Source organism: Pseudarthrobacter sp. NPDC080039 (assembly GCF_040702335.1).
Classification (GTDB): domain Bacteria; phylum Actinomycetota; class Actinomycetes; order Actinomycetales; family Micrococcaceae; genus Arthrobacter; species Arthrobacter enclensis_A.
This window is the reverse complement of sequence record NZ_JBFBKY010000014.1, coordinates 53,375-77,323: the sequence shown is the minus strand read 5'-3', so window position 1 is coordinate 77,323 and position 23,949 is coordinate 53,375. Positions and strand designations below refer to the sequence as shown.

Sequence of the window (23,949 nt, the reverse complement as noted above, 5' to 3'; positions counted from 1 at the left end):
TGCTACGGGCTCCATATGGGGGCCGGCCCTCCACTCCTACCCAGCAGATGCGATAGGGGCTCGCACAGCACAAGTCAGCTGCCCAGCCACACCATGTTCCAGGTCCCCGCGGTGACCGCCGCAATCAGGGCGAGCGCGGCCACGAGGACACCGCCGGCCACCACCCAGAGGTCCAGCACGCTGAACGTGGATGTGCGTGCCCAGGTCCGCTTGCCGCCGCCAAAGCCCCGCGCTTCCATGGTCACGGCCAGCCGTGACGCGCGCCGGATTGCCTGCACCAGGAGCCCGAAGCTCTGTCCCAGTGTCGCCTTTACCCGCTGTGCCAGGTTGCCGCGCGAACCCACGCCCCGCGCCCGGCGCGCCATGCCGATGGTCTGCCACTCCTCGGCCATCAGGCCCACCAGGCGCATCGCGGCCAGGGTCCCCAGGACGAACCGGTGCGGCAGGCGTGCTTTCTGCGCCAGCGCGTCTGCCAGGTCCGTCGGGTCGGTGCAGCTCATCAGGAGCACTGCCGGCAGGGCGATGGCAAAGCCGCGCAGGAGGAAGCCGATGCCCAACTGGAGGGAGCCTTGGCTCATGGTCCAAATGCCGGCGTCGAGCAGGATCCTTCCACTGTCCGGCGCCAGGATGGACGTGCTCCAGCCTCCGATGGCGGCCGCAACAATCAGCGGCCAGCCGCGCTGCCACAGCAGTGACAGGGTGAGTCCAGCCAGGGGAAACAGGAAAAGTTCAAAGACCAGGGCCACTGATGCAGACACCCAGTCGATGGACAGCGCCAGGACCGCCGTGATCAGCAGCACTGCCACGAATTTGCTCAGCGGGTTGGCGCGGGCCAGGAGCGCATGGTTGCCGTGCAGCGTCAGTTCCTGCCTCATGGGGCCACCACTTCCGCCGCAGCCATCCGCAGCTCCACCCCGCCCAGGGCGGCCGTGAACTCGGCATCGTGGGTGACGGACACCACCGCTGTGCCTGCGTCCAGGAGCTCGGACAGGAACGAGGCCAGCTCAGCCCAGGTGTTGGCGTCCTGCCCGAACGTGGGCTCATCGAGGACCAGGACCTGCGGGCTGGCGGCAAGGACGGTGGCTACGGACAACCGCCTCTTTTCACCCCCGGAGAGCGTGTAGGGGTTGGCGTCCACCACGTGCGTGAGGCGCAGGCGCTCCAGCAGTTCGTCAACCCGTTCCTCGCCGTGGCCCAGGTGCCGCGGGCCGAACAGCAGCTCATCAAGCACCTTGCCGGTCACGAACTGGTGCTCCGGCTCCTGGAACACTGTCCCCACGCGGGAAATCAACTGCTCGGCCTTCCACTTGTACGGGTCGATACCCGCGCCCTGGCTGAGGTCCAGGCTCGCGGAAACCTTTCCGGATACGGGCTCCAGCAGCCCGGCGAGGGTCAGCGCGAAGGTGGATTTTCCTGCTCCATTGGGACCGGTAACAGCCAGGGCCTGCCCGGCGCGGACCTGGGCGGCCACCCCGTCCTGGACGGGGACCGGCGGTATCCTGCGGAAACCCTTGCGGCGGGGACGTTCGCGGGAAACTGCCAATTGTTCGGCGGCCAGCAGGAGGTTTCCCGTTCCGGGTGCCGGTACCAAATCCCTGGTCCGGGTGGCCGGCACATAGCCGGGGACCCACACCCCCGCGGCGGCGAGCATGGTCCGCGCCTCGCGGAGCACCCGGTCCGGCGGGCCGTCCAGGAGCACGGCAGATTCGCTGCTGCTGCCCGGCTGCAGGACGACGATCCGGTCCACCAGGTCCTTCCAGACAGACACCCGGTGTTCCACCACCACCAGCGTGGCCCCGGTCTTGTCCAGGCAGCGGGCAACGGCGTCCCGGACTTCCAGCACGCCGTCCGGGTCCAGGTTGGCGGTGGGTTCGTCCAGCAGGATCAGGCCGGGACGCATGGCAAGGATGCCGGCCAGCGCGAGGCGCTGCTTCTGGCCACCGGACAGGGCCGAGGTCGGGTGGTCCAGCGGGAGGTGGGCGAGCCCGACGTCGGCAAGCGCCTCGTGCACGCGCGCCCAGATGGCGTCGCGGGGTACGGCGAGGTTTTCGGCACCAAAGGCGACGTCGTCCCCAACGCGCGACAGCACCACCTGCGTTTCCGGGTCCTGCTGCATGAGCCCGGCCCGCCCGCGCTGGGCGCGGGGCACGGCGCCGTCAACCAGCAGCGAACCGGACTCGTCGGCGTCCCCGGACTCGCCGTCGTCGTTGATGTCCCCCAGCACGCCGGCGAGCGCATGCAGCAGCGTGGACTTCCCGGCGCCGGAAGGTCCGAGGAGGAGCACGCGCTCACCGGGAGCGATGTCCAGGTCGAGGGCATGGACGGCGGGCCTGGATCGGCCGGCATGCCGCCACCCCCATCCGCGGGCGCTGACGGCGGCGGGGCGGACCGCGCCGCCGGCGTCCTGGGAGGGGACCATCAGGAGAAGACTGGCTCCGTGGCGGCCTTGCGGGACGCGAAGGAGCTCAGCACCCCGGTGCGGGCCAGGCCGCGGGTGGCAAGCCAGCACAGGGCACCGGCCAGGATGGCCCCGGAGACCGTGGTGAGGACGATGTAGGCGAGCTTGTCCGCGCCCGAGTAGGCGATGTTCCAGCCCCAAGGGGCGAAGGAGTCATTCAGGCCGCAGAAGAACCCGGCCGCCGCGCCTGCCAGCAGGGAGACGGGCAGGTTGAACTTGCGGTAGACGAAGATGGCGAAGATGATTTCCGCGCCCAAGCCCTGGATCAAGCCGGAGAAGAGGACGGACGCGCCGTACTGCGAGCCCATGAGGAGTTCCCCGGTAGCGGCAACCGTTTCGCAGAAGATAGCGGCGCCGGGCTTTCGGATGATGAGCATGCCCAGCACGCCGGGAACCATCCAGCCGCCGGCCAGCAGCCCGGTGAGGGGTGGGTAGGCGGCGTTCATGGGGGCGGACAGCGCGGCGGCACCCTGGTCCCATGCCCAGAAGATGACGCCACCCGCGATGGCCACCAGGGCCGCCACGACGATGTCCACGACGCGCCAGGACTTGCCGGCGCTTTTCTTGATTGCTGCAGTGCTCATGTAATCCTCCTGGGAAACAGGAGGGGAAAGTGGACCCGGCCCACGGCCGTTGCCGTAGGGCCGCGACACCCCGAGAACTCGACTCCCTTGCGCCGGTACTAACCGGATCAGGTTCGAGGGTCTGCGGCTGTCCGCACTCTCAGCGCCCACCTGCGGTGCCCGGCTTCTGCCAGGATGCCCGACGGCGGCGCTCCCCTGTCGTTTTTAGTGATGCTTTTTGGGTTGGGTAAGGCTTCAATATCCGCCCAGCTGGGCGTGGTCAAGTTTACACCGGACAGGGGTAGATTGAGGGCCATGACCGCCAATACACCGGTTGTGACCGGGTTCGATCCCGATTCCGGCGACGCGCAGCCCGAAGGCTCCCTGGAAGCATTGATCCTCCGGGTCGAGGCTGAAGTCCGGGAACTCCAATTCCCCGGTTTCTCGCCGGATGACTCCTTGAATCTGGGCCTGCTGCTGGTGGAGCTTGGCAAGGAGCGGGCCCTGCCCGTTGCCATCGACATCACCAAGGGCGAGCAGGTCCTGTTCCACGTTGCGCTGCCGGGTGCCACTCCGGACAACGAATACTGGATCCGCGCCAAGCAACGCACTGCCGCCCGGTACGAGGTGCCGTCCCTATTGGTGGGCCTGCGGGGCCGGCTTGGCGGCGGCCGGATCGAGGACAACGCCTGGTTTGACCAATCCCGGTATGCGGCACACGGAGGTGCATTTCCAATCTATGTCACCGGAGTGGGCGCAGTGGCTACGGTCGCGGTCTCCGGGCTGCCGCAACTGCAGGACCATGACCTGGTGGTGGAGGCGCTGCGGGACATCCTGGGGTCGGCCCTGCGGGACTAGGAACCCGCATGCCTGGGCCGTGTCCCGGTCCATCAACCCGCCCCGGCTTGCCACGCCCTTGCCCTGACCGGGACACGCGTGCGGCTAGGCTGGAGGCAGTCCGTTTTCCGCCCGCAAGGAGTAATAGGAATGAACCTTCTCATCAAGCTGCTCGGGACCGGGGTGAGCCTGGGTGCAGGCCTGGCCGGCACCAAACTGGTCAACACCATCTGGGAAAAGACCACCGGGCAGAAAGCGCCCACGGGCAAACATGAGGACGTCCCCACCAGCCTGCGTTCGGCGCTGACCTTCGCGCTGATCTCGGCGTCCGTCAGTGCCATCATCCAGGTTCTGGCCAACCGGGGCACGCAGCGCGCCATTGCCCGGTTCGCCAAGACGCAGGACATCGTCTGAGCGCAGCGCTACCGGCCGCCGCCGGGGTCGTCCTTCAGGGCAGCCTCGGCGGCGGCTTTTTGCACTACGGCCTCCAGCTCATCCGCAGTGAGCACTTCCCGGTGCAGATGCTTGGTGCGGTAACCGGCACGGCCCACCATATGTGCGGACACGGGCACCGTGAGCAGCTGGAAGATCCACGCCACCGCCAGGACCGGCCACACCCACCACGTCCGCAGCTGGAGCCCAATGGCGGCCAGCAGCAGGAACAGGCCCAGGACCTGCGGCTTGGTGGCGGCGTGCATGCGGCTCAGCAGGTCCGGAAAGCGGAGCAGGCCGATCGCAGCGCCCAGGGACATGATCGCCCCCACCACCATGAACACTGCCGAGAGGGTGTCGATCCAGGCGTCCGGGCCGGAGAAGTCAGGATTCATTGGGCTTCACCCTCCGGTCCGCCACGAACCGGGCCACCGTCACGGAGCCGATGAACCCGATGATGGAGATGGACACCACCAGCATCAGGTTGTTCAGGTGCCGGTTCACGGCCATGTCGACGCAGAGCGCGCCGCCCAGGATTGCCAGCAGCACGTCGGCCGCGAGCACCCGGTCCAGCAGCGAAGGGCCGCGGGCAATCCTGATGATGGCTCCGGCCGCGGCCAGCGAGAAAATGACGGCTGTAACAGCCAGGACAACGTGCATCACGTGGCGGCCTCCAATCGGACGGCTTCAAGTTCTTCCGCGGTGCCCATGATGCGGATCAGGCCAGCCTCGATGGACCTCACCTCGTTCCGCAGGCCCTCCACGTCCCGCTTGGACGTGATGTTGAGCGCGTGCAGGTAGAGGGTGGAGGTGGAGCGGTCCACCTCCACCACCAATGACCCCGGGATCAGGGAAATGACGTGCCCGGTGGCGGTGACAATCAGGTCCTGGTGGCTGCGCAGCCGCACGGCGACGACGGCGTTGGTCACCTTGGGTCCGCGGACGGCGGCCAGGTACAGGACCTGGGCGCTGGCCACCACCACTTTCCACAGGAACGCCATGGCGAACGGGACGGCGCAGAGGATGTTGAAGCGCCCGCTGAGCTCGACGGGCGGAAGGTAGAAGAGCCGGGCGACGCCGACTGCCAGCAGCGCACCGAACAGGAGGTTGCCGGGGCTGAAGTCCTGCCACAGCGCGCCCCAGACGATCACCAGCCAGACCAGAAGCGGCAGCTCCTGACGCAGGGATATGCGCTTGCGGCTCATCGCGTTCCTCCCGCGGCAGTGGCCCCCGGAACGGCGGCGGCATCACCCAGCACCGCGTGGATGTAAGGGCCGCGGTCCAGCATGTCGCGGGCGGCCCGGTCCGACAGGCCGAACAGCGGCCCGGCGAAGACGGTCAGCGCAACCCCAACCATCACCAGGGCCGCCGTGGAGCCCACCATGGTGTGCGGCAGCAGCGTCACGGTGCTGTTGAGCTTGGCCCCCGGCCCGGCGACCCGCACCGGCTGCGGGGCAAGCAGCACCGGGTCGGGATGCTCCGCGTCCGTGGGCCGGCGCCAGAATGCGCGGTTCCATACCCTGGCGATGGCCAGGAGGGTCAGCAGGCTGGTCACCACCCCGCCGGTCACCAGCGCGTACGCCAGCGGCGTGCCGAGTTCAACGCCGGCCTGCAGGAGCCCCACCTTGCCCAGGAAACCGGAGAACGGCGGGATGCCGGCCACGTTCATCCCGGGGATGAAGAACAGCAGCGCCAGCATCGGCGAGAGTTTGGCCAGCCCGCCCAGCCGGTCCACCGAGGAACTGCCGCCGCGGCGTTCGATGAGGCCGGTCACCAGGAAGAGGCTGGTCTGGATGGTGATGTGGTGGGCCACGTAGAAGACCGCCGCCGCGAGCCCCGCCGCGGAGGACATGGCAAGACCGAACACCATGTAGCCGATGTGGCTGACCAGCGTGAACGAGAGCAGTCGCTTGATGTCGCTCTGGGCCAGCGCGCCAAGGATGCCCACCACCATGGTCAGCAGCGCAGCCACCATCAGGGGCGTGTTCAAAGTGTCGCCGGGAAAGAGCAGGGTCTCCGTCCGGACCATGGCGTACACGCCCACCTTGGTCAGCAGCCCGGCGAACACGGCCGTGACGGGCGCCGGGGCCGTGGGGTAGGAGTCGGGCAGCCAGAAGGACAACGGAAAGACGGCGGCCTTGATGCCGAACGCCACCAGCAGCATCACGTGCAGGAGGGTCCTGGTGCCCTGGTCCAGGTCACCGAGCTTGAGGGCCAGGTCCGCCATGTTGACGGTGCCGGTGGCCCCGTACACCATGGCGATGGCAATCAGGAACAGCACAGATGACACCACGGACACCACCACATAGGTGACACCGGCGCGGATGCGCGGGCCGGTGCCGCCCAGGGTCATCAGCACGTAGCTTGCGGTCAGCAGGATCTCAAAGCCCACATAAAGGTTGAAGAGGTCGCCGGACAGGAAGGCGTTGGAGACCCCCGCCACCAGGATCAGGTAGGTGGGGTGGAAGATCGAGACGGGGGCGTCGTGGTCGCCGTCGGCCATGCCCTGCCCCGTGGCATACACCAGCACTGCCAGGCTCACCGCGGAGGACACCACCAGCATCAGCGAGGAGAACTGGTCCACCACCATGACGATGCCGAAGGGCGGCAGCCAGCCGCCGATGGTTACCGCCGCGGTGCCGCCGTTCCAGGCAGACGCCAGCAGGAGGCATTCGAGCGCCAGGGTCAGCGACAGCAGGGCGATGCTCACCCCGCGCTGGGCACGGGTGTGCCGGATCAGCAGGAACGTGAGGGCGGCCCCCAGGATGGGAAGTACGACGGCGAGCGGTGCCAGGCTGGCGATGGTCACTTGCCGCCTCCTTCCGGGCTGGGGTCAATGTTGAGTGAGCCGGGCTTTTCTTCCGCGGCGGCATGTTCCGCGGGCATCTCCCGGCCGCCGGCCAGGACCGTGGCCGGCGGCTGGTCCGCTTGCTGGTCCGCATGCAGCCCGGCGTCGGCACCGGAAGCCCCGCGGTCGGAGACGTCCATGCCATCAGAGCCGAGCATGGTGAGCGGAAACTCGGAGGTTTCTGCCGGCACTTCGGCATCGTCCTCGGCGTCGAAGCTGGGGGTCGCTGCCACGCGGCGGTCTTCCGCGTCGTCCTGGATCTCATCCTGGCGGGCCAGTAGCCAGGTGCGGTAGATGATGCCCAGCATGAAAGCCGTGACCGCGAATGAAATCACGATCGACGTCAGGATCAGCGCCTGCGGCAGGGGGTCGTTGTAGTCCTTGGCGGCGATGTCCTTGGCGAACAACGGGGCCAGTCCTGCGTACCCCCCGGTCGCCAGGATCAGCAGGTTGGTTGCGTTGGCCAGTAGCATCAGGCCCAGCAGCACCCGGGTCAGGCTGCGCTCCAGGATCAGGTAGATGCCGCAGGCATACAGCGCGCCCATGACGATCAGCAGGGTCAGGTTGACGCTCATGCATGGCCCTTTGCGGTGGTCTCGGCAGGAACCCTGTCCGGTTCCTGATCCTGCTCCGGTTGGTCCTGGCCCGTCTCCCGGGCCTCGTCCAATTCCTGGCCCGCAGCCAGGGACCGCTCCTCCAGGTGCTCGTCAATCTCGGCGCCGAGGCTGCGCAGGACATCCAGCACCAGGCCCACCACCACGACGTACACGCCAATATCGAAGATGGTTGAGGTGACGAACTTGATGTCCCCGAACACAGGCAGCCATACCTGGATGATGGCGGACTGGAACACCTGGCCGCCCAGCAGCAGGGGCATCACGGCAGAGACGGCAGCCAGCGCCAGGCCGATGCCCAGCAGCGCGCCGGCGCTAAGCGGCGCCGCTTCCCGCAGTTCGAACCGGCCGCCGGCCAGGTAGCGGATGGTCAGCGCCAGGCCGGCGGTGAGGCCGCCCGCGAAACCGCCGCCGGGCAGGTTGTGCCCGGCCAGCAGCAGGTAGAGCGAGAAAATGATCATGGAGTGGAAGATCAGCCGGGTGACCACCTCGAAGATGATGGAGCGGCGCTCGGGGGCGAGCGTCCGGCCCGCCACGATCCAGGGGTCACGGGCAGCAGCGGCGAACTTCCGGCTGATGGCCAGGGCCGCACCGTCACGGGAGCCGGGATCCACACCGTGGTAGCGCCCCACCGTTCCCTCCGCCACCGACGCGGAGGCCTGCAGCCTGTGACCGCGGCCCCGGACGAAGATCAGGCTGGCCACGCCGGTGGCGGCGAGCGCCAGGACGCTGATCTCGCCGAACGTGTCCCAGGCGCGGATGTCCACCAGGGTCACATTGACCACGTTCAGGCCGCCGCCGCCTTCATAGGCAAGCTGCGGGAACTGCAGCGATACCGGAATGGCGGTCCGCGCCCCCATGGCGAAGATCGCGGCGAACACCATGGTCACGCCGAATCCCAGCCCGATGATGACCCTCAGCACGCGGTACTTGCCGCCGGTGCGGTCCCGCAGTTCCGGCGGCAGGCTGCGCATGGCCAGGACGAACGCCACCAGGATGATGGTCTCCACCAGCATCTGGGTCAGCGCCAGGTCCGGGGCACCCTGCAGCGCGAACACCAGCGCAATGCCGTACCCGGTCACGGAGACCATGAGCACCGCAAGGAACCGCTTGTTGGCCCTGACGGCGGCCAGGGCGCCGATCACGATGCCTGCACCTGCCACCAACTGCAGCGGGGAGTTGGGATCCACGAGGTAGATGCCCTGCGGCAGGGGGTTGCCGCCAAGCAGGATTGCCGCGAGCGGGAGGACGAAAGCCACGCTGAGGATCACGGCAAGGTAGAAGTACAGTGATCCGCGCTGGGTCCGGCCGGTGAGCCAGACCGCGGCGTCGTCGAGCGCACCGATGGTCAGCTGGTAGGCGCGGTCGCCGTCCACCCACGCAGGCACCAGTGTCTGGGCACGGGCCACGGCGTTGCGGCCAACGTACATCGCAAGGCCCAGCGCGAAGGTGACGGCCGTCAGCCCAAGCGCCGGCGTCAGGCCATGCCACAGCGCAAGGTGACCTGCCTGTTCGGCTGGGGTGCCGGCGTCGGGCGCCTTGGACGCGAACAACGCCGCGTACGGCTGGATCCAGGCGTCCACCGGGGCCGGCCAGAGACCGTAGGCGACGGTCAGGAGGCTCAGGACCGCAGGTGCAGCCAGGAACGAGGGCCTGATGGCCTTGAACGGAATTGGTTCCACGCCGGGCTTGGCCGCGAACGCGCCCCACATGAAGCGGGCACTGTAGGCGAACGTCAGGATGGACCCCACCACCAGTCCCACCAGGACCACCACATCCCACGCGCCGGAATGCGCGTCCCCGGCGTGGTGCACGAAGGCTTCAAGCACCGACTCCTTGGCGACGAAGCCGCCGAGCAGCGGAACACCGGCCATGGAGGCGGCGCCGATGGCGGCCACGATGCCCAACGCGCGCGAAGAGCGGAAAACGCCGGAGAGTTTGCGCACGTCACGGGTTCCCGATTGGTGGTCGATGATGCCCACCACCAGGAAGAGCGTTGCCTTGAACAGGCCGTGGGCCAGCAGCATGGCCAGGCCCGCCAGTGCGGCGTCGGGCGTGCCGAGGCCCACCACCATGGTGAGGAAGCCCAGTTGGCTGACGGTGCCGTAGGCGAGGATCAGCTTGATGTCCGTCTGCCGCAGCGCCCGGTAGCCGCCCACCAGCATGGTGGACAGGCCCAGCCCCAGGACCGCCGGCTGCCAGTAGGCGGTGTCCGAGAACCCAGGGGCAAGCCTCGCTACCAGGTAGATGCCGGCCTTCACCATCGCCGCGGCGTGCAGGTACGCGCTGACGGGGGTCGGCGCGGCCATGGCGCCGGGAAGCCAGAAGTGGAAGGGGACCAGCGCGGACTTGGTGATGGCACCCACCAGGATGAGGACGACGGCGGCGCTCACCGTGGGCGCCGTGGCTCCGCCTGCCAGTGCGGGGGCTTGCTCGAGGATGGCGGAGACGCGGTACGTCCCCGCCGAGTAGCCAAGCATGATCAGGCCCACCAGCATGGCCAGGCCGCCTGCGGTGGTGACCATCAGCGCCTGGAGGGCGGAGCGGCGCGCGGCAAGCCGGGTCCGCGCGAAGCCGATCAGCAGGTAGGACAGGATGGTGGTCAATTCCCAGAAAATGAACAGCAGCAGGAGGTCATCCGCCGTGACCAGGCCGAACATGGCGCCCGCGAACGCCAGCAGCTGGGCGCCGAACGCCCCGAGGTCCTGGTCTTTCCTCTTGAAGTACCGCGCACAGTAGACCAGCACCAGGGAACCAACGCCCAGCACCAGCAGGGACATCACCCAGGCCAGGGCGTCCATACGGAAAGCCAGTTCAAGATGGAGGCTGGGGATCCACTCGAAGGTTTCGGTGACTGCCCCGGGACCCGCATAAATGGGTGCATGCTGGAACATCAGCCAGGCGAAGGAACCCGCGGGGACTGCGGCCAGCGCGTAGAAGGCGTTGCGGCCCCATAGCCTGAAGAGGAAGGGCGCGAGGACAGCCACCGAAAAGTGCACGGCAAGGACTGTGATCACTGGATTCTCCGCAACGTCAGGAATTCGATTGTCAAAAGTTGGAGCAGGCGGCAAAAAAGTAAGGTCCGGGAGGGTTCAGTTTACCAAGGCGGCTCTGCCGCCTTCCCCGCCCTGCGGGCTCACGTGGGCGGAATCCCCGCGGGACAGGGGCCACGGTCCCGCGGGTGTTCGCCAGGGGCGGATACGATGCATCGTATGAACAGCGCCAGCGCGCCGGGAGCAATGCAGCCTGCCTCGGAACTTGAATCCGGAACCCGGTCCTCCAGCAAAGGCCGGGTACTGGCCTGGGCGTCCTGGGACTGGGGCTCGGCGGCCTTCAACGCGGTCATGACCACGTTCGTCTTCACCGTCTACCTGACGTCAAAGGCGTTCGGTGGTGAGGACAACGCCTCGGCAGTCCTGGGTGCGGCCCTGGCGGTCGGCGGGTTTGCCATCGCACTGCTGGCACCCGTGACGGGCCAGCGCTCGGACGCGGGCGGCAGGCGCAAGCTGTGGCTGGGAGTGAACTCGGCCGCCGTCGCCATCCTCACGGCCCTGTGCTTCTTTGTGTTCCCGCGCCCGGAATTCCTGCTCCTCGGTGTCTCCCTGATCGCACTGGGCAACGTCTTCTTCGAATTTGCCGGCGTCAACTACAACGCCATGCTGGCCCAGGTGTCCACGCCGCAGAATATCGGCAAGGTCAGCGGCTTCGGCTGGGGCGCCGGCTACCTTGGCGGGATCGTGGCTCTCCTGATCGTCCTGCAGCTGTTCGTCCAGCCTGCCTTCGACTGGTTCGGATCCTCCACGCAGGACAGCCTCAATATCCGGCTGGTGGCCGTCTTCTCCGCGGTGTGGTTCTTCGTCTTCGCCCTGCCCGTCCTGTTCGCCGTCCCGGAGCTTCCCCGGGACGCCCAATCCACGCGGCTCGGATTCCTTGCCAGCTACGGGCTGCTGTTCCGCCGGATCAAGGCCATCTACGCCACCAGCCCGCACACCATCTACTTCCTGCTCGCCAGCGCCGTATTCCGCGACGGCCTGGCGGCTGTCTTTACCTTTGGCGGCGTCATCGCCGCCGGTACCTTCGGGTTCGCTCTCCCCCAGGTGATCTTCTTCGCCATCTTTGGGAACGTGGTGGCTGCCGTGGGCGCGGTGATCGGCGGGTTCCTGGATGACAAGGTGGGTCCCAAGGCGATCATCACCGGCTCACTCGTTGGGCTCCTGGTTGCCGGGACCGCCATCCTGGTCCTAGGCAACGGAAACTATTCCTTCTTCGGCATGCGATGGGCCGGCACCACCACCTTCTGGGTCTTCGGCCTGTTCCTCTGCCTCTTCGTCGGGCCGGCCCAGTCCTCGTCCCGCGCCTACCTGGCCCGGCTCGCGCCGCACGGGGAATCCGGCGAGCTCTTCGGCCTCTACGCCACCACCGGCAGGGCCGTCAGCTTCCTGGCGCCCGCACTGTTCACGCTCTGCATCACCCTTGCCACGCCGTTGGTTCCCGCCGGCCAGGCCCAGCGGTGGGGCATCCTGGGCATCATGGTGGTCCTCCTCGCAGGGCTCCTGGTGCTGCTGCCGGTGAAGTCACCGGCCAAGGCTCCCATCGCCGTCGTACCCGCCACCTGAGCACCCCGTCGGAGCCCGCGCCGCCTCTCCGACCGGGTGTTGCCAGGCGGACTAGGCTGGATTCATGAACGTGGACGAAACCAACCTTCCGGGCCTTGGCCTCAGGAAGGATTTCATGACCGCCTCCGGACGCCGCATCGGCGTGGTGGAGCGGCGGGAAGGCCAAACGGAACTCATCGTTTCCACCTGGGACGATCCCGACACCTGCCAGGCCTCCATTCCGCTCACCAGCGACGAGGCGGCAACGCTCGGCAACCTGCTGGGCGGCACCCACCTGGCCATGAAGCTCGCGGAGGAGCACAAGGACGTTCCGGGCATCGTCACCCGGCAGTTCTCCATCGCCGCGGACTCCCCGTTCCAAAACCAGCCCATGGGCAAGGCCTGCATCCGCACCCGGTGCGGCGTCTCCATTGTTGCCATCATGCGCGAGGGTGAGGTGCTGCCTTCGCCCGGGCCCGACGTCGTCCTGCACGCCGGTGACCTGCTGGTGGCCGTCGGCACCCAGCAGGGCCTTGACTCAGCGGCCGATATCCTGCGCAACGGTTAGTCCACATGGACCCGCTGGCCCTGACCCTCATTGAACTGGGGGCCGTTGTGTTCTGCCTCGGCCTGCTGGCCAGGCTGGCGGGACGGATCGGGATGTCGCCCATCCCGCTTTACCTGCTGGGCGGCCTCGCTTTCGGAGCCGGCGGCATCATCAAGCTGGAAGGCATGCACGAGTTCGCCCACCTCTCGGGTGAGATCGGCGTCATCCTGCTGCTGCTTATGCTCGGACTGGAATATACAGCGGCCGAACTCTTCACGGGCCTCCGCCGCTCATGGCAGGCGGGCGTTCTGGACCTTGTCCTGAACTTCGTGCCCGGGGCTGCGCTTGCCCTCCTCCTCGGCTGGGGCGGCGTGGGCGCCATGGTCATGGGCGGGGTGACCTACATTTCCTCGTCCGGCATCGCCGCCAAAGTCATCACGGACCTCGGCCGGCTCGGAAACCGTGAAACGCCCGTGGTCCTGTCCATCCTGGTGTTCGAGGACCTCGCCATGGCCGTCTACCTGCCCATCCTGACAGCCACCCTGGCCGGCGTGGGTTTCCTTGGCGGCCTCACCACAGTAGGCATTGCCCTGGCCGTGGTCACCATGGTCCTCATGGTGGCCCTGCGGCACGGGCATCACGTCTCCAAGGCGGTCCACAGCGAGAACTCCGAGGTCTTCCTGCTCAACGTCCTCGGGGCTGCCCTGCTGGTGGCCGGCGCGGCGTCCGCCATGCAGGTCTCCGCCGCTGTGGGGGCCTTCATGCTGGGCATCGCCATCTCAGGCTCCACCGCCCACAACGCCACCCGCATCCTGGAGCCGCTGCGGGACCTGTTCGCCGCCATCTTCTTTGTGGCCTTCGGCCTCAATACGGATCCCACATCCATTCCGCCCGTGCTGGCATGGGCGCTGGTCCTGGCCGTGGCCACGGCAGCCACCAAGATGGCCACCGGGATCTGGGCAGCGAGACGGTCAGGGATAGCCCGGCCCGGCCGCTTCCGTGCCGGAGCCGCGCTGGTGGCCCGCGGTGAGTTCTCGATCGTCATTGCCGGCCTGGCCGTTGCCTCGGGCGCTGTTCCCCATGACCTCGCGGCACTGGCCACCGCCTACGTGCTGCTGATGGCCGTGATGGGCCCCCTGGCGGCGCGCTACGTGGAACCGCTGGCCAGGCCGTTCATCCGGCCTCGGGCGGTCGCACCGCAGGTCTAGGCGCAGGGGCAGCCGCCAGCCGCCCCCGATGCGGCTAGATCCGGGTTTTGTGGAAGTTCAAGTGGCTGCGGCTGGCAGTGGGCCCACGCTGGCCCTGGTACCGGTTGCCGTACTCCCCCTGCCCGTACGGGTACTCCGCAGCGGAGCTGAGCCGGAAGAAGCAGAGCTGGCCGATCTTCATCCCGGGCCACAGCTTGATGGGCAGGGTGGCCATGTTGGACAGCTCAAGGGTGACGTGGCCGGAAAACCCGGGGTCGATGAAGCCGGCAGTGGAGTGCGTCAGCAGGCCCAGCCGGCCCAGCGACGACTTACCTTCCAGGCGGGCCGCAATGTCGTCCGGCAGTGTCACGGTCTCATAGGTGGAACCCAGGACGAACTCCCCCGGGTGCAGGATGAAGGCCTCGTCCTGCTCGACTTCAACCAGCCGCGTCAGTTCGGGCTGCTCCTGCGCCGGATCGATGTGTGCGTACTTGTGGTTGTCGAACAACCGGAAGAACTTATCTATCCGGACATCCACGGACGACGGCTGGACCATCGCCGGATCGTACGGTTCCAGCACGATCCGTTCGGAATCAATTTCGGCACGAATGTCGCGGTCAGAGATCAGCACCGTCCCAAATTACCGTATCGGTTATCCACACCTGCATTTTCCCGTTGTTGCTGTGGCCCAGTGGGGCTAATGTTGCGAATGATAGCCGCCGGAATGGTCTCCCGGATGGCGTAACAGAGCTGGGGATGTTGTGAATAAATTAGTGGCACCGTCTGTCGTCGGCGTGCTCTGTGCGTTTGCGCTGGTCTCTTCGAACGCTGCTGCACCCCCTGCTGCGCTGCCCACCGGCGCGGCAGGACCGGCCAGCATCACGCTTGCCGCTCCCCTGGTGCGCAACAACGGGGGGTCCGCCGCCGTGTCCGGGCCCACCGGCGCCCTCACCCCTGCCGTGGACCCTGACATCCGTGCCGCTTCACCCCTGACGGGTGCCGCCCCCGTGCCGGCGCCCACCACTGCGGCGCCTGCTCCTGCAGGCAGCGGGGCAGCCTCCGCGGTAACGTCGCCGGCACCGGCTGCCGCCTCCACGGGGCCCACCCCGCAAACGGCTTCCATCCCGCCGCTGTGGGCGCCGGACCTGGAACTGGCGTCACCGCCTCCTGCGCAACCGGCCGTACCCGAGTCCGCTGCCGCCCTTCCGTCAACGGAGGCCCTCGTGCCGGACAGCAACTCCGCTGCCATCCTCACGGTGTTCACCAAGATCAACGAGTACCGGGTAGCCAACGGGCTGAACACGGTGAAGTACCACCCCACTGTGGCCGGGTTGGCCCAGGACTGGTCGGATAACATCGCCACGCGCGAGGTGATCGAGCACCGGGCCAGCTTCTGGACCGACCCCCGCGCCCTGAGCCCCAGCAGCGCCGGCGAGGTCATTGCCATCCGGACCGACCGCGACGCCGCACAGCTCGTCGAGTGGTGGAAGGGTTCGCCGGGGCACAACGCCATGCTCCTCGATCCACGGTTCAACGTGATGGGCATCGGCATTTCGTACACCAACTCCACGTACCAGATCTGGGGAGTGGTGGACTTCTTCGGTTACGCCACGCTTCCGGCCGGCACCATCGATTCCCCGGGCGGCTCAGGGTCCGCCAGCTCAGGGTCGGGCGGCGCCTTTCCGCCACCGCCGCCAAGCCTGTGCGACGCCCCCGTACGCCACATGCCGCCCACCCTGAACCTGGCAGCGGCAGCCATCAAGGGACCGGGTGACCTCGTTTCCGTCGACTCAGCCGGCCAACTGCTTGACCGGGCGTCCACCGGCCCCCGCACCTATGCGCCGGCCAGGGTGATCGGCTCGGGCTTCGGCGGGGCCAAGGAAGTCTTCGTCACCGACTGGGACCGCGACGGCACCTATGACGTCCTGGCCCAATGGACCAACGGCAACCTGACGCTGTACCGCGGCATTGCCGCCGGGGGGTTCCAGGCCCCCATCACTCTCGGCACGGGCGGCTGGGACACGCTGACCCTCGCGGTGGGAGGCTGGTGCGCCAACAACCGGATGCCCCAGATCCTGGCCCTGGACAGCGCCGGCAACCTCTACCTGTACGGCAACAAGGGGACCGGCGACATCGCGCAGCGGGTCACGGTCGCCACGGGCATCTACGCCTCCCGGCTCTCCATGGTGGACTACGACGGCGACGGCTTCCAGGATGTCCTGGCGCTGGGGGCGGATGGAAGCGTACAGCTCTACCGCGGGTGGGGCACCGCTTCGCTTCGCACGGAAACCCGGCCCACGGTAGCCACCGGATGGTCAGACGTCACGGGAATCCGGGCGCTGCGCAACGTGACCGGACTGAACTCCACGGGCGTCGCGCTCCGGCGCGCCAATGACACCGTCCAGTACTGGGACCTGAGCGCCGGAAGCCTCGCCTCGCCGTCGAACATTGCCGGACCCTGGACGGGGCAGCGACTGGCGCAGTGACTGGGCGGTGAAGCGGCCGCCTCAGACGGCCGGTTCGAGTTCCAGCACGTGCTTCAGCCGGGCCAGCTGGGCCACATCGGCGCTGACCCGCCGCTGCAGCATTCCGTCAAGGAACCCCAACTTGCTGAGGAATCCAAAGCGTCCCTGGCGTTTCGCTTCCATGGCGAAACGCACCCGCGTTCCGGCCCCTTCAGTGCTGAGGTAGTAACCGCCCCACCGGGTTGCCGGACCGGACACGATGTGGAACTCGATTTCGGCCCCGGGGCGCACATTGGTGATCTCAAGCTCCGCCGGGATGCTCAGGCCGGAGCGGCCGGCCACCATTTTGCGGTACACCGCTCCCTTGGCGTCCGCGGGGCCCTGCATGAGTTTCACGCTGCGCACATCGGTCCGCCATGACGGGAGGTTGGTCGCGTCAAGGAGGTATTGGTACACGGCCGTGGCGTCGCGTTCTATGAGGACCTCGTGCTCTGCGATTGCCATGAAAGAAATTCCTGTGGTTGACGTCGGCTGCCGCAATAGCAGCCTCCCCCAACTCGGCCGCTACCCGGATCAGGTTAGCCAGCGCCTGCGCCCGGACCTAGCGGGCACCGCGGACGTTATTGAAGAGTTACTGGATGACGCGGGGTGAAGGACACGGACCCGCCGCGCGCCGTGGTCACGGGGAGCCCCCGGATCTGCGCTAAGCTAAGTCCTGCCCCGCGCAGGCGGCGGCACTGCGGCTGTAGCTCAATGGTAGAGCGCTAGCTTCCCAAGCTTGATACGCGGGTTCGATTCCCGTCAGCCGCTCCAGTTTTCCCTGCCGGACCTAGGCAGCCGCCCGGCGGGCAATCCGCACCGGATGCCGGCGGTCCCGCCAGTCGACTTTCAGCCGCAGTGAGCCCTTCCGCGCCAGGATTGTGCCTACGGTCATCGCGGCAAGGGCCGGGACGCCGCCCGAGACCAGCAGGGCAGCATGCGGGTTGGCATGTTCGGCGATCGAGCCCAGCATGGGGCCGCCCAGTGCCTGGCCCCCGATCTGCACCATGATGTACAGGCTCATCACGCGGCCGCGGATGCCCAGGTTGGAACTGACCTGCACCAGCTGGTTGCAGCCGGTCAGGAACATGAGGCACCAGAATCCGGACAACACCATTACCGCTCCGAAGGACACCATGGATGGGGCAAGCGCGGCAAGGCAGAGCATCAGGCCGTACATGCCCGCGCAGAACACCACGGACCGAAGACGCAGTTGACGACGGCGGGTGGACGCCACTGCGCCGGACAGCGCGCCGAGTGCCACCAGCGCGTTGAGCACGCCGTAGCCGCCGGCACCCACCTGGAAGACGTGGTCCGCGAACGCAGCAAGGATGACGGGAAGGCTCATGGCGAAGACTGAAACAAAGCCGGCCATCAGCCACGGCCAGTAGATGGTGGGCTTGCTCAAGGCGTAGCGCAGCCCCTCCCGCAGCATCCCCTTGCTCTTGGGGGCAGGCGCGTTGACGTACAGCTGGTCCTTGCGCAGGATCAGGAGCATCGCCACCGTGGAGCAGCAGGCCACGGCATTGGCGGCAAAGGCCCAGCCCGCCCCCACAGCGGTCAGGAGCAGGCCGGCGATGGCGGGTCCGATCAGGCCGCCCAGCTGGAAGGTGGTGGAGTTGACGCTGATGGCATTGCGCAAATAGGTGGGACCCACCAGTTCGTTGACGAACACCTGACGGGCAGGCTGGTCGAGGACGGTCACCAGGCCAAGGACCAATGCGATGCCGTAGACATGCCACACCATGATGACACCGGTGAGCGCAAGGGTGGCCAGCGTTGCAGCCAGGACGGCGGCCACGCTCTGGCACAGGATGAGGATCTTCCGTTTGGCGAACCGGTCAGCGACCATGCCGCCCCAGGGGCCGAGCAGCAGGGAGGGCAGGAACTGCAGCGCTACGGTTACGCCGACGGCGGTCACGGAACCGGAGAGTTGCAGCACCAGCCAGTCCTGGGAGATCCGCTGCATCCAGACGGCAATGACCGCGATGAAGTGGCCGGCGGCGAAAATCCGGAAGTTGGGCACCTTGAGGGAGATGAAAGTGTGCTTCCAGGGGAGCCGCTCCGCAATGACGGGAATCGGCTGGGTTTGGTTTCCAGGAGGCGCTGAACCCGCCGCGTCGATGAAGGGTTGGGAGACGGAGGCCGACGAAGGCGGTGGGGGTGCCACAGGTATGTCCTCAAGATTGCGGGCGGTCTGGGATGCCCTTAACGCTAGGCTGGTAGAACAGATTATGGACACCTATGGTCCCTATAACTCCTATTGCAAAGCGCAATAGGTCGGCCGGGACCTTGGACCACGGGAGCCCCCATGTTTGAACCAGCCCAGTTGCGGTCCTTCCTTGCAGTGGCGGACACCCTCAGCTTCACCAAGGCCGCCGAACGCCTGGGACTGGCGCAGCCCACCATCAGCCAGCACATCCGCAAACTGGAGGCGGCCGCCAAGCGCACCCTGATCACCCGGGACACGCGGGACGTACGGCTGACCGACAACGGCGACGCCATGGCCGGTTTCGCACGGACCATCCTGTCCGCTCATGACGCCGCAGCCCGGTACTTCTCCGGTTCGGCGATGCGCGGGCGGTTGCGGTTCGGTACGGCCGATGACCTCGCCATCACCGGACTGCCGCGGATCCTGCGCGAGTTCCGGCAGATCTACCCCCAGATCAACCTGGAACTGACAGTGGGGCAAAGCGACCAGCTCTACCGCAAGCTCAACGCCGGCCAGCTGGATCTCGTCTTCGTGAAATGGGTGGCGGGGGCGAAGGACGGCACAGTGGTCCAGCACGACTCGTTTTCCTGGGTAGGCCTGGAGCAGACCCTGCTGGAACCCGGCACGCCCGTGCCGCTGATCGCCTACCCGGCCCCCAGCCTCAGCCGCAAACTGGCCATCGATGCGCTGGAAGCCCACGGCCGGACCTGGCGGATCACCTGCACCACCCGGCAGATCAGCGGGGTACTTGCGGCGGTCCGGGCCGGCATCGGTGTGGCTGTCATGCCAACATCGCTGGTGCCCGAAGACTTGAAGATCATCACCCGACGCTTCGACCTGCCCGCAGTGGGGGATGTGGACTTCACCCTGATCCGCAACCCGCTGGCCAACCCTGAGGTGATCGATGCCCTCACCCAGTCGATTGTCGGCCGGACCATTAACAGGCAAACCTAACTCTCTTCGGGCCCGATTTCCAGCATTTAGGGGAGATAGGGGGCCCGTGTCCATTGATAGGGGAACTGGCTTAACCTATGCTGGTTTTCCAAGGTCAAGCAGCAGGCCAGTTCACCGAAACAAGCGCGTATCCGCATGCCGGAAAAGCGCTGGGGACAGGCAGCCAATGACGACAGCCAGGAACATCCATCTCGATTCTGCGCACGCACGCCAGCACTCCACTGCACGGCCGACCACGCGCCAGAACACCCTCGGAACCGGACGCGCCTCCGTAGACTCCGGATACGTGGGAAAGCCCACCTGCGACAAATGCCGAACAGACGAGTTCGTCTATCTTGAGTCGTATATTCCGCCTACGTACCGACGTGACGGAAGTGTGGCCACGCTCGGCGAAGTGGCCTACACCTGCACCCGCTGCGAGGATTTCTCAGCCCACAACGTCCCGGTCACCTGGACGCCGCCCGGCTGGTATCTGGGCTAGCGGACACGCAAAAGGTCCGGTGGTTGAGCTTGTGGAAACAAGCCAACCACCGGACCTTTTTGTGTCTGCCGGTGCTAGATCAGCGCGTCCGAAAGATGGTTCGGGGTGCCGAAGCGGTGGGCGGTGATGCTGACCGCCTGCTCGTGCAGGAACGGCAGCAGTTCCACGCGGCCGGCCTCGGTGACGGGGTGGGCGTAGATGGCCACATCGGGGCGCCCGCCGGTCGCCTCAGCCAGCGCGGAGGCGTCGCCGCCGATCAGCCGGATCCGGGCGTTGGACAGCTTGCCTGCCGATGCGAGGCGTTCCGCCGAAGCCAGCCAGCCGGCGTCGGACTCCACCGTCACCTCGATGTCCTGCGCGGTGAGCACGGAGCGCAGCTGGGCGGGAAGTTCGACGGCGGTGGACACGGTCAGCGCCGAGCCCGCCAGCACGCCGGCGGCCACAGTCCGGACTAGGTGGGCCAGCGGCGCGCCTTCCGCAAGGCGGACGGTAACCGGCAGGCTGCGGTAGCGGAAGATGTTGCGTTCCGCACTCAGGCCGGAGACGTCCTTGGCGGTGCCGAATTCGTCAGTCCAGGCCTGGGCGTCGGACGCCAAGGCGCGCTGGACCGACTCAAGCTCGGCCGGGGCCAGGGCGGGGCCGGCTGCGTCGAGGATGCGGCGGACACCCCGGTGGCTGACGGCTGCCGTGGCGGTGCTGGTTGCGGGGATCCAGTCGCCCAGGCCGGCCAGGTAGTTGGGGCCACCGGCCTTGGTACCGGCGCCGACCGCTGACTTCTTCCAGCCACCGAACGGCTGGCGCTGCACGATTGCTCCCGTGATGCCGCGGTTGACGTAGAGGTTGCCGGCCTGGATGGAGTCCAGCCAGATACCGAGCTCCTCGGAGTTGAGGGAGTGCAGTCCGGCGGTGAGGCCGTACTCGATCTGGTTCTGGATGGCAATGGCTTCTTCGAGGGTCTCGGCTGTCATGACGCCCAGCACGGGGCCGAAGAACTCGGTCAGGTGGAAGTAGGAACCACGCTTGACGCCGTAGCGCACACCCGGGCTCCAAAGCCGCCCGGTCTCATCAAGCTTCTTCGGTTCCACGGCCCAGTCTTCCCCCTCGCCCAGCGTGGTGAGGGCGTTGAGGAGCTTGCCGTTGGCCGGCTCGATGATGGGACCCATCTGGCTGGTGGGATCCTGCGGGTAGCCCACCTTGAGGGAGGTCACTGCGTCGATCAGCTGGTTGTGGAACCGCTTGGACTTGGCCACGGAGCCCACCAGGATCACCAGTGAGGCAGCGGAGCACTTCTGGCCGGCGTGGCCGAACGCGGAGTAGGCAACGTCCTTGGCCGCGAGGTCCAGGTCGGCGCTGGGGGTGACGATGATGGCGTTCTTGCCGCTGGTCTCGGCCAGCAGCGGCAGGTCCTTCCGGAAGGAGCGGAACAGCTCGGCGGTCTCGTAGCCGCCGGTGAGGATGACGCGGTCCACGGACGGGTGGCTGATGAGCTGCGTTCCCAGCTCGCGCTCCCCCAGCTGGACCATGGTCAGCACGCCCTTGGGCACGCCGGCTTCCCAGAGTGCTTCCACCATGACGGCGCCGCTGCGGGCGGCCTGCTTGGCGGGCTTGATGACGACGGCGGAGCCGGCGGCGAGTGCCGCAAGGGTGGACCCTGCCGGGATGGCGACGGGGAAGTTCCACGGCGGGGTGACGACGGTGAGCTTGGCAGGGACGAACGTGGCGCCGTCGACCGTGTCCAGCCTGCGCGCCGACTCGGCGTAGTAGTGCGCGAAGTCCACGGCCTCACTGACCTCGGGGTCGCCTTGGTCGATGGTCTTGCCGGTCTCGCTGGCCATGACCTCGAGCAGGTCGGCGCGGCGCGCTTCCAGGATCTCGCCGGCGCGGTGCAGGATTTCGGCGCGCTCGTTGCCGGAGAGCCCGCCCCAGGCCTTGCCCTTGTCCAGCGCGTTGCCGATGGCGGCGTTGAGCTTGGTTTCGTCATCGATGAAGGCGGCCTTCACGGCGGCGCTGCCCAGGGTGGAGGACGGCACGCGCTCCAGGATGGCCCGGCCCCAGTCGCGGTTGGCGGGCAGGGACGGGTCGGTGTCCGGCGTGTTGTCGAAGCCCTCGTGCGGCCTCGGAACCGGCGGCAGGCTGCGGTCCTGGCGGCGGTTCGGCAGCGGGACCGTGTTGTCCAGGGCCTCCAGCGAAGCGAGGAAGCGCTGCTTTTCGCGTTCGAACAGGCCCTCGTTTTCGCTCAGCTCAAAGACGGCGGACATGAAGTTGTCCTGGCTGGCGCCCTCTTCGAGGCGGCGGATCAAGTAGGCAATGGCGACGTCGAACTCGGACGGGTGGACCACCGGCGTGTACAGCAGGAGGGAGCCCACGTCCTTCTTGACGGCCTCGGCCTGGCCCTGTGCCATGCCCAGCAGCATTTCGAACTCGATGCCGGACTCCACGCCGCGCTGCTTGGCCAGGAGCCAGGCGAAGGCGATGTCGAACAGGTTGTGGCCGGCGACGCCGATCCGGATGTTCCTGATCCGCTCCGGGTGCAGGGCGTAGTTGATGACGCTCTTGTAGCTGGTGTCGGAGTCCTGCTTGGAGCCCCAGGTGGCCAGCGGCCAGTCGTGCAGGGAGGCTTCCACCTGTTCCATGGGCAGGTTGGCGCCCTTGACCACGCGGACCTTGATGCCCGCGCCCCCGTTGGCGCGGCGGGCAGCGGCCCAGTCCTGCAGGCGGATCATGGCGGACAGGGCGTCCGGGAGGTAGGCCTGGAGGACGATGCCGGCTTCGAGGTTCTTGAACTCGGGCTTGTCCAGGATCCGGGTGAAGACCGCGATGGTCATGTCCAGGTCCTTGTACTCCTCCATGTCCAGGTTGATGAACTTGGCCTTCTTGCCGGGGCCGGCGAAGGAGGCCGCGCGCTGGAACAGCGGGGTGAGCTTGTCGACGACGTGCTCCACGGCCTCGTCGAAGGCCCAGGCCGAGTGCGGGGCCACGGTGGAGGAGACCTTGATGGAGACGTAGTCGACGTCGGGGCGGGCCAGCAGCGTGTGCGTGCCCTCGAGCCGGCGGGAGGCCTCGTGCTCGCCGAGGACAGCCTCGCCCAGGAGGTTGACGTTGAGCTTGATGCCGTCCTTCCTGATCTTGGCGATGGCAGGACCCAGCTTGGCGTCGGTGGCGTCAACGATCAGGTGGCCCACCATCTCGCGCAGGACCTTGCGGGCGACGGGGATGACCACCTGGGGCAGGACGGGGGCCATGGTGCCGCCCAGCGCCACGGCGCTGCGCATGTACCAGGGCAGGAAGGCCGGAACCTTCGGCGCCAGCTTGGCGAGGTTGCGCGCGGCAACATTCAGGTCTTCGGGGCGGACCACGCCGTCCACGAACCCAACGGTGAATTCCAGGCCGTTGGGGTCCTTCAGGACGCCGGCGAGCTGCTGCGCCGAGGCGTCAACGGGAACCTTTGAGGCCTCCGTCAGCCAGCGGCGGACAAGGGCGACCGCTTCATCGGCGAGGGCCTTTGCCTGGGGGACGTCGACGTCGACCGTCTGCGGGGTGGCCGCTTTGGCGACTGCCGGTTCCATTGCAACGTGGGTCATGGTTTTCCCGATCTTTCTTAGTGTGGGAGGGGTCTTTCCACCAGTATGAGCTTCTCCTCACATAAGATAAAGCGATCTTTTCCAACCTATACAGGTTAGAAAAACCAATGCTTTTCGCATCTTGAAACGCCCCACC

Annotated in this window: 21 protein-coding genes, 1 tRNA gene and 1 riboswitch; of the genes, 9 read left to right on the top strand and 13 right to left on the bottom strand. The window is 67.3% G+C overall.

What is annotated here, in order from left to right:
* Positions 1 to 74: 74 nt before the first annotated feature.
* The 3 genes from AB0313_RS15060 to AB0313_RS15050 are packed head-to-tail and all read right to left on the bottom strand — an operon-like array spanning position 75 to position 3,042.
* Positions 75 to 875, bottom strand: a complete 801-nt coding sequence (locus AB0313_RS15060; protein WP_366306456.1) for an energy-coupling factor transporter transmembrane component T — start codon at positions 873 to 875, stop codon at positions 75 to 77.
* A complete protein-coding gene (locus AB0313_RS15055; protein ID WP_307303776.1) occupies positions 872 to 2,419 on the bottom strand; it encodes an ABC transporter ATP-binding protein in 1,548 nt (515 codons plus the stop codon). The genes AB0313_RS15060 and AB0313_RS15055 overlap by 4 nt, the downstream gene beginning before the upstream one ends.
* Positions 2,419 to 3,042, bottom strand: coding sequence for an ECF transporter S component (locus tag AB0313_RS15050; protein ID WP_366306454.1), 624 nt, complete (start codon positions 3,040 to 3,042; stop codon positions 2,419 to 2,421). The genes AB0313_RS15055 and AB0313_RS15050 overlap by 1 nt, the downstream gene beginning before the upstream one ends.
* Before the next feature lie 66 nt (positions 3,043 to 3,108).
* Positions 3,109 to 3,249, bottom strand: a riboswitch (TPP riboswitch).
* Between the two features lie 87 nt (positions 3,250 to 3,336).
* Between AB0313_RS15050 and AB0313_RS15045 the strand changes: the two genes are divergently transcribed.
* Positions 3,337 to 3,879: a heme-degrading domain-containing protein gene (locus AB0313_RS15045; protein WP_141945338.1), complete on the top strand. Its 543-nt coding sequence runs from the start codon at positions 3,337 to 3,339 to the stop codon at positions 3,877 to 3,879.
* A 129-nt stretch (positions 3,880 to 4,008) separates the two neighbouring features.
* Positions 4,009 to 4,272 (top strand): DUF4235 domain-containing protein, encoded by a 264-nt coding sequence (locus AB0313_RS15040; protein WP_141945336.1) that lies wholly within the window; start codon positions 4,009 to 4,011, stop codon positions 4,270 to 4,272.
* Positions 4,273 to 4,280: 8 nt separating this feature from the next.
* Here the strand turns inward: AB0313_RS15040 and mnhG are convergent, their stop codons facing one another.
* The 6 genes from mnhG to AB0313_RS15010 are packed head-to-tail and all read right to left on the bottom strand — an operon-like array spanning position 4,281 to position 10,769.
* Complete coding sequence (gene mnhG / locus AB0313_RS15035) at positions 4,281 to 4,685, bottom strand: monovalent cation/H(+) antiporter subunit G (RefSeq protein ID WP_366306451.1); 405 nt, start codon at positions 4,683 to 4,685, stop codon at positions 4,281 to 4,283.
* Entirely contained in the window at positions 4,675 to 4,950 is a 276-nt protein-coding gene (locus AB0313_RS15030) for a monovalent cation/H+ antiporter complex subunit F (protein WP_174237624.1), read from the bottom strand. The genes mnhG and AB0313_RS15030 overlap by 11 nt, the downstream gene beginning before the upstream one ends.
* Positions 4,950 to 5,495 carry a Na+/H+ antiporter subunit E gene (locus tag AB0313_RS15025; protein ID WP_366306449.1) on the bottom strand — a complete coding sequence of 182 codons (546 nt, stop codon included), beginning with the start codon at positions 5,493 to 5,495 and terminating at the stop codon, positions 4,950 to 4,952. Before AB0313_RS15025 ends, AB0313_RS15030 begins: the two co-directional genes overlap by 1 nt.
* The gene (locus AB0313_RS15020; protein WP_366306447.1) at positions 5,492 to 7,099 is read right to left on the bottom strand and encodes a Na+/H+ antiporter subunit D; all 1,608 of its coding nucleotides are present in this window, start codon (positions 7,097 to 7,099) and stop codon (positions 5,492 to 5,494) included. The genes AB0313_RS15025 and AB0313_RS15020 overlap by 4 nt, the downstream gene beginning before the upstream one ends.
* Entirely contained in the window at positions 7,096 to 7,713 is a 618-nt protein-coding gene (locus tag AB0313_RS15015; protein WP_141945325.1) for a Na(+)/H(+) antiporter subunit C, read from the bottom strand. Before AB0313_RS15015 ends, AB0313_RS15020 begins: the two co-directional genes overlap by 4 nt.
* Positions 7,710 to 10,769 carry a Na+/H+ antiporter subunit A gene (locus AB0313_RS15010; RefSeq protein WP_366306445.1) on the bottom strand — a complete coding sequence of 1,020 codons (3,060 nt, stop codon included), beginning with the start codon at positions 10,767 to 10,769 and terminating at the stop codon, positions 7,710 to 7,712. Before AB0313_RS15010 ends, AB0313_RS15015 begins: the two co-directional genes overlap by 4 nt.
* Positions 10,770 to 10,964: 195 nt before the next feature.
* Between AB0313_RS15010 and AB0313_RS15005 the strand changes: the two genes are divergently transcribed.
* From AB0313_RS15005 to AB0313_RS14995, 3 genes are all read left to right on the top strand, one after another.
* Positions 10,965 to 12,368, top strand: a complete 1,404-nt coding sequence (locus tag AB0313_RS15005; protein ID WP_307303766.1) for an MFS transporter — start codon at positions 10,965 to 10,967, stop codon at positions 12,366 to 12,368.
* A 64-nt stretch (positions 12,369 to 12,432) separates the two neighbouring features.
* Complete coding sequence (locus tag AB0313_RS15000) at positions 12,433 to 12,915, top strand: cation:proton antiporter regulatory subunit (RefSeq protein ID WP_141945318.1); 483 nt, start codon at positions 12,433 to 12,435, stop codon at positions 12,913 to 12,915.
* Between the two features lie 5 nt (positions 12,916 to 12,920).
* A complete protein-coding gene (locus AB0313_RS14995; RefSeq protein WP_141945316.1) occupies positions 12,921 to 14,102 on the top strand; it encodes a cation:proton antiporter in 1,182 nt (393 codons plus the stop codon).
* Positions 14,103 to 14,136: 34 nt separating this feature from the next.
* Here the strand turns inward: AB0313_RS14995 and dcd are convergent, their stop codons facing one another.
* Positions 14,137 to 14,712 carry a dCTP deaminase gene (gene dcd, locus AB0313_RS14990; protein WP_141945314.1) on the bottom strand — a complete coding sequence of 192 codons (576 nt, stop codon included), beginning with the start codon at positions 14,710 to 14,712 and terminating at the stop codon, positions 14,137 to 14,139.
* 142 nt (positions 14,713 to 14,854) lie between these two features.
* Here dcd and AB0313_RS14985 point away from each other — a divergent pair, with 142 nt between their 5' ends.
* The gene (locus AB0313_RS14985; protein WP_366306442.1) at positions 14,855 to 16,567 is read left to right on the top strand and encodes a CAP domain-containing protein; all 1,713 of its coding nucleotides are present in this window, start codon (positions 14,855 to 14,857) and stop codon (positions 16,565 to 16,567) included.
* 21 nt (positions 16,568 to 16,588) lie between these two features.
* Here the strand turns inward: AB0313_RS14985 and AB0313_RS14980 are convergent, their stop codons facing one another.
* Positions 16,589 to 17,050 (bottom strand): SRPBCC family protein, encoded by a 462-nt coding sequence (locus AB0313_RS14980; protein ID WP_141945312.1) that lies wholly within the window; start codon positions 17,048 to 17,050, stop codon positions 16,589 to 16,591.
* Between the two features lie 235 nt (positions 17,051 to 17,285).
* On the opposite strand from AB0313_RS14980, the gene AB0313_RS14975 reads away from it, so the two are divergent.
* Positions 17,286 to 17,359: transfer RNA gene (locus AB0313_RS14975), tRNA-Gly, on the top strand.
* Between the two features lie 16 nt (positions 17,360 to 17,375).
* Here AB0313_RS14975 and AB0313_RS14970 read toward each other — a convergent pair.
* A complete protein-coding gene (locus AB0313_RS14970) occupies positions 17,376 to 18,755 on the bottom strand; it encodes an MFS transporter (RefSeq protein ID WP_141945310.1) in 1,380 nt (459 codons plus the stop codon).
* Between the two features lie 141 nt (positions 18,756 to 18,896).
* Between AB0313_RS14970 and AB0313_RS14965 the strand changes: the two genes are divergently transcribed.
* Both AB0313_RS14965 and AB0313_RS14960 read left to right on the top strand, forming a co-directional pair.
* The gene (locus AB0313_RS14965; protein WP_141945308.1) at positions 18,897 to 19,751 is read left to right on the top strand and encodes a LysR substrate-binding domain-containing protein; all 855 of its coding nucleotides are present in this window, start codon (positions 18,897 to 18,899) and stop codon (positions 19,749 to 19,751) included.
* Between the two features lie 166 nt (positions 19,752 to 19,917).
* Entirely contained in the window at positions 19,918 to 20,232 is a 315-nt protein-coding gene (locus AB0313_RS14960; protein ID WP_141945306.1) for a hypothetical protein, read from the top strand.
* A gap of 74 nt (positions 20,233 to 20,306) precedes the next feature.
* On the opposite strand, the gene AB0313_RS14955 is transcribed toward AB0313_RS14960, so the two are convergent.
* Complete coding sequence (locus AB0313_RS14955; protein ID WP_366306439.1) at positions 20,307 to 23,813, bottom strand: bifunctional proline dehydrogenase/L-glutamate gamma-semialdehyde dehydrogenase; 3,507 nt, start codon at positions 23,811 to 23,813, stop codon at positions 20,307 to 20,309.
* Positions 23,814 to 23,949: the final 136 nt, after the last annotated feature.

What these genes read in the sequence shown, in the direction of transcription:
- AB0313_RS15060 (WP_366306456.1), bottom strand. Translation starts at nt 875, where the DNA reads ATGAGGCAGGAACTGACGCTGCACGGCAACCATGCGCTCCTGGCCCGC.
- AB0313_RS15055 (WP_307303776.1), bottom strand. Translation starts at nt 2,419, where the DNA reads ATGGTCCCCTCCCAGGACGCCGGCGGCGCGGTCCGCCCCGCCGCCGTC.
- AB0313_RS15050 (WP_366306454.1), bottom strand. Translation starts at nt 3,042, where the DNA reads ATGAGCACTGCAGCAATCAAGAAAAGCGCCGGCAAGTCCTGGCGCGTC.
- AB0313_RS15045 (WP_141945338.1), top strand. Translation starts at nt 3,337, where the DNA reads ATGACCGCCAATACACCGGTTGTGACCGGGTTCGATCCCGATTCCGGC.
- AB0313_RS15040 (WP_141945336.1), top strand. Translation starts at nt 4,009, where the DNA reads ATGAACCTTCTCATCAAGCTGCTCGGGACCGGGGTGAGCCTGGGTGCA.
- mnhG (WP_366306451.1), bottom strand. Translation starts at nt 4,685, where the DNA reads ATGAATCCTGACTTCTCCGGCCCGGACGCCTGGATCGACACCCTCTCG.
- AB0313_RS15030 (WP_174237624.1), bottom strand. Translation starts at nt 4,950, where the DNA reads ATGCACGTTGTCCTGGCTGTTACAGCCGTCATTTTCTCGCTGGCCGCG.
- AB0313_RS15025 (WP_366306449.1), bottom strand. Translation starts at nt 5,495, where the DNA reads ATGAGCCGCAAGCGCATATCCCTGCGTCAGGAGCTGCCGCTTCTGGTC.
- AB0313_RS15015 (WP_141945325.1), bottom strand. Translation starts at nt 7,713, where the DNA reads ATGAGCGTCAACCTGACCCTGCTGATCGTCATGGGCGCGCTGTATGCC.
- AB0313_RS15005 (WP_307303766.1), top strand. Translation starts at nt 10,965, where the DNA reads ATGAACAGCGCCAGCGCGCCGGGAGCAATGCAGCCTGCCTCGGAACTT.
- AB0313_RS15000 (WP_141945318.1), top strand. Translation starts at nt 12,433, where the DNA reads ATGAACGTGGACGAAACCAACCTTCCGGGCCTTGGCCTCAGGAAGGAT.
- AB0313_RS14995 (WP_141945316.1), top strand. Translation starts at nt 12,921, where the DNA reads ATGGACCCGCTGGCCCTGACCCTCATTGAACTGGGGGCCGTTGTGTTC.
- AB0313_RS14980 (WP_141945312.1), bottom strand. Translation starts at nt 17,050, where the DNA reads ATGGCAATCGCAGAGCACGAGGTCCTCATAGAACGCGACGCCACGGCC.
- AB0313_RS14965 (WP_141945308.1), top strand. Translation starts at nt 18,897, where the DNA reads ATGTTTGAACCAGCCCAGTTGCGGTCCTTCCTTGCAGTGGCGGACACC.
- AB0313_RS14960 (WP_141945306.1), top strand. Translation starts at nt 19,918, where the DNA reads ATGACGACAGCCAGGAACATCCATCTCGATTCTGCGCACGCACGCCAG.
- AB0313_RS14955 (WP_366306439.1), bottom strand. Translation starts at nt 23,813, where the DNA reads ATGACCCACGTTGCAATGGAACCGGCAGTCGCCAAAGCGGCCACCCCG.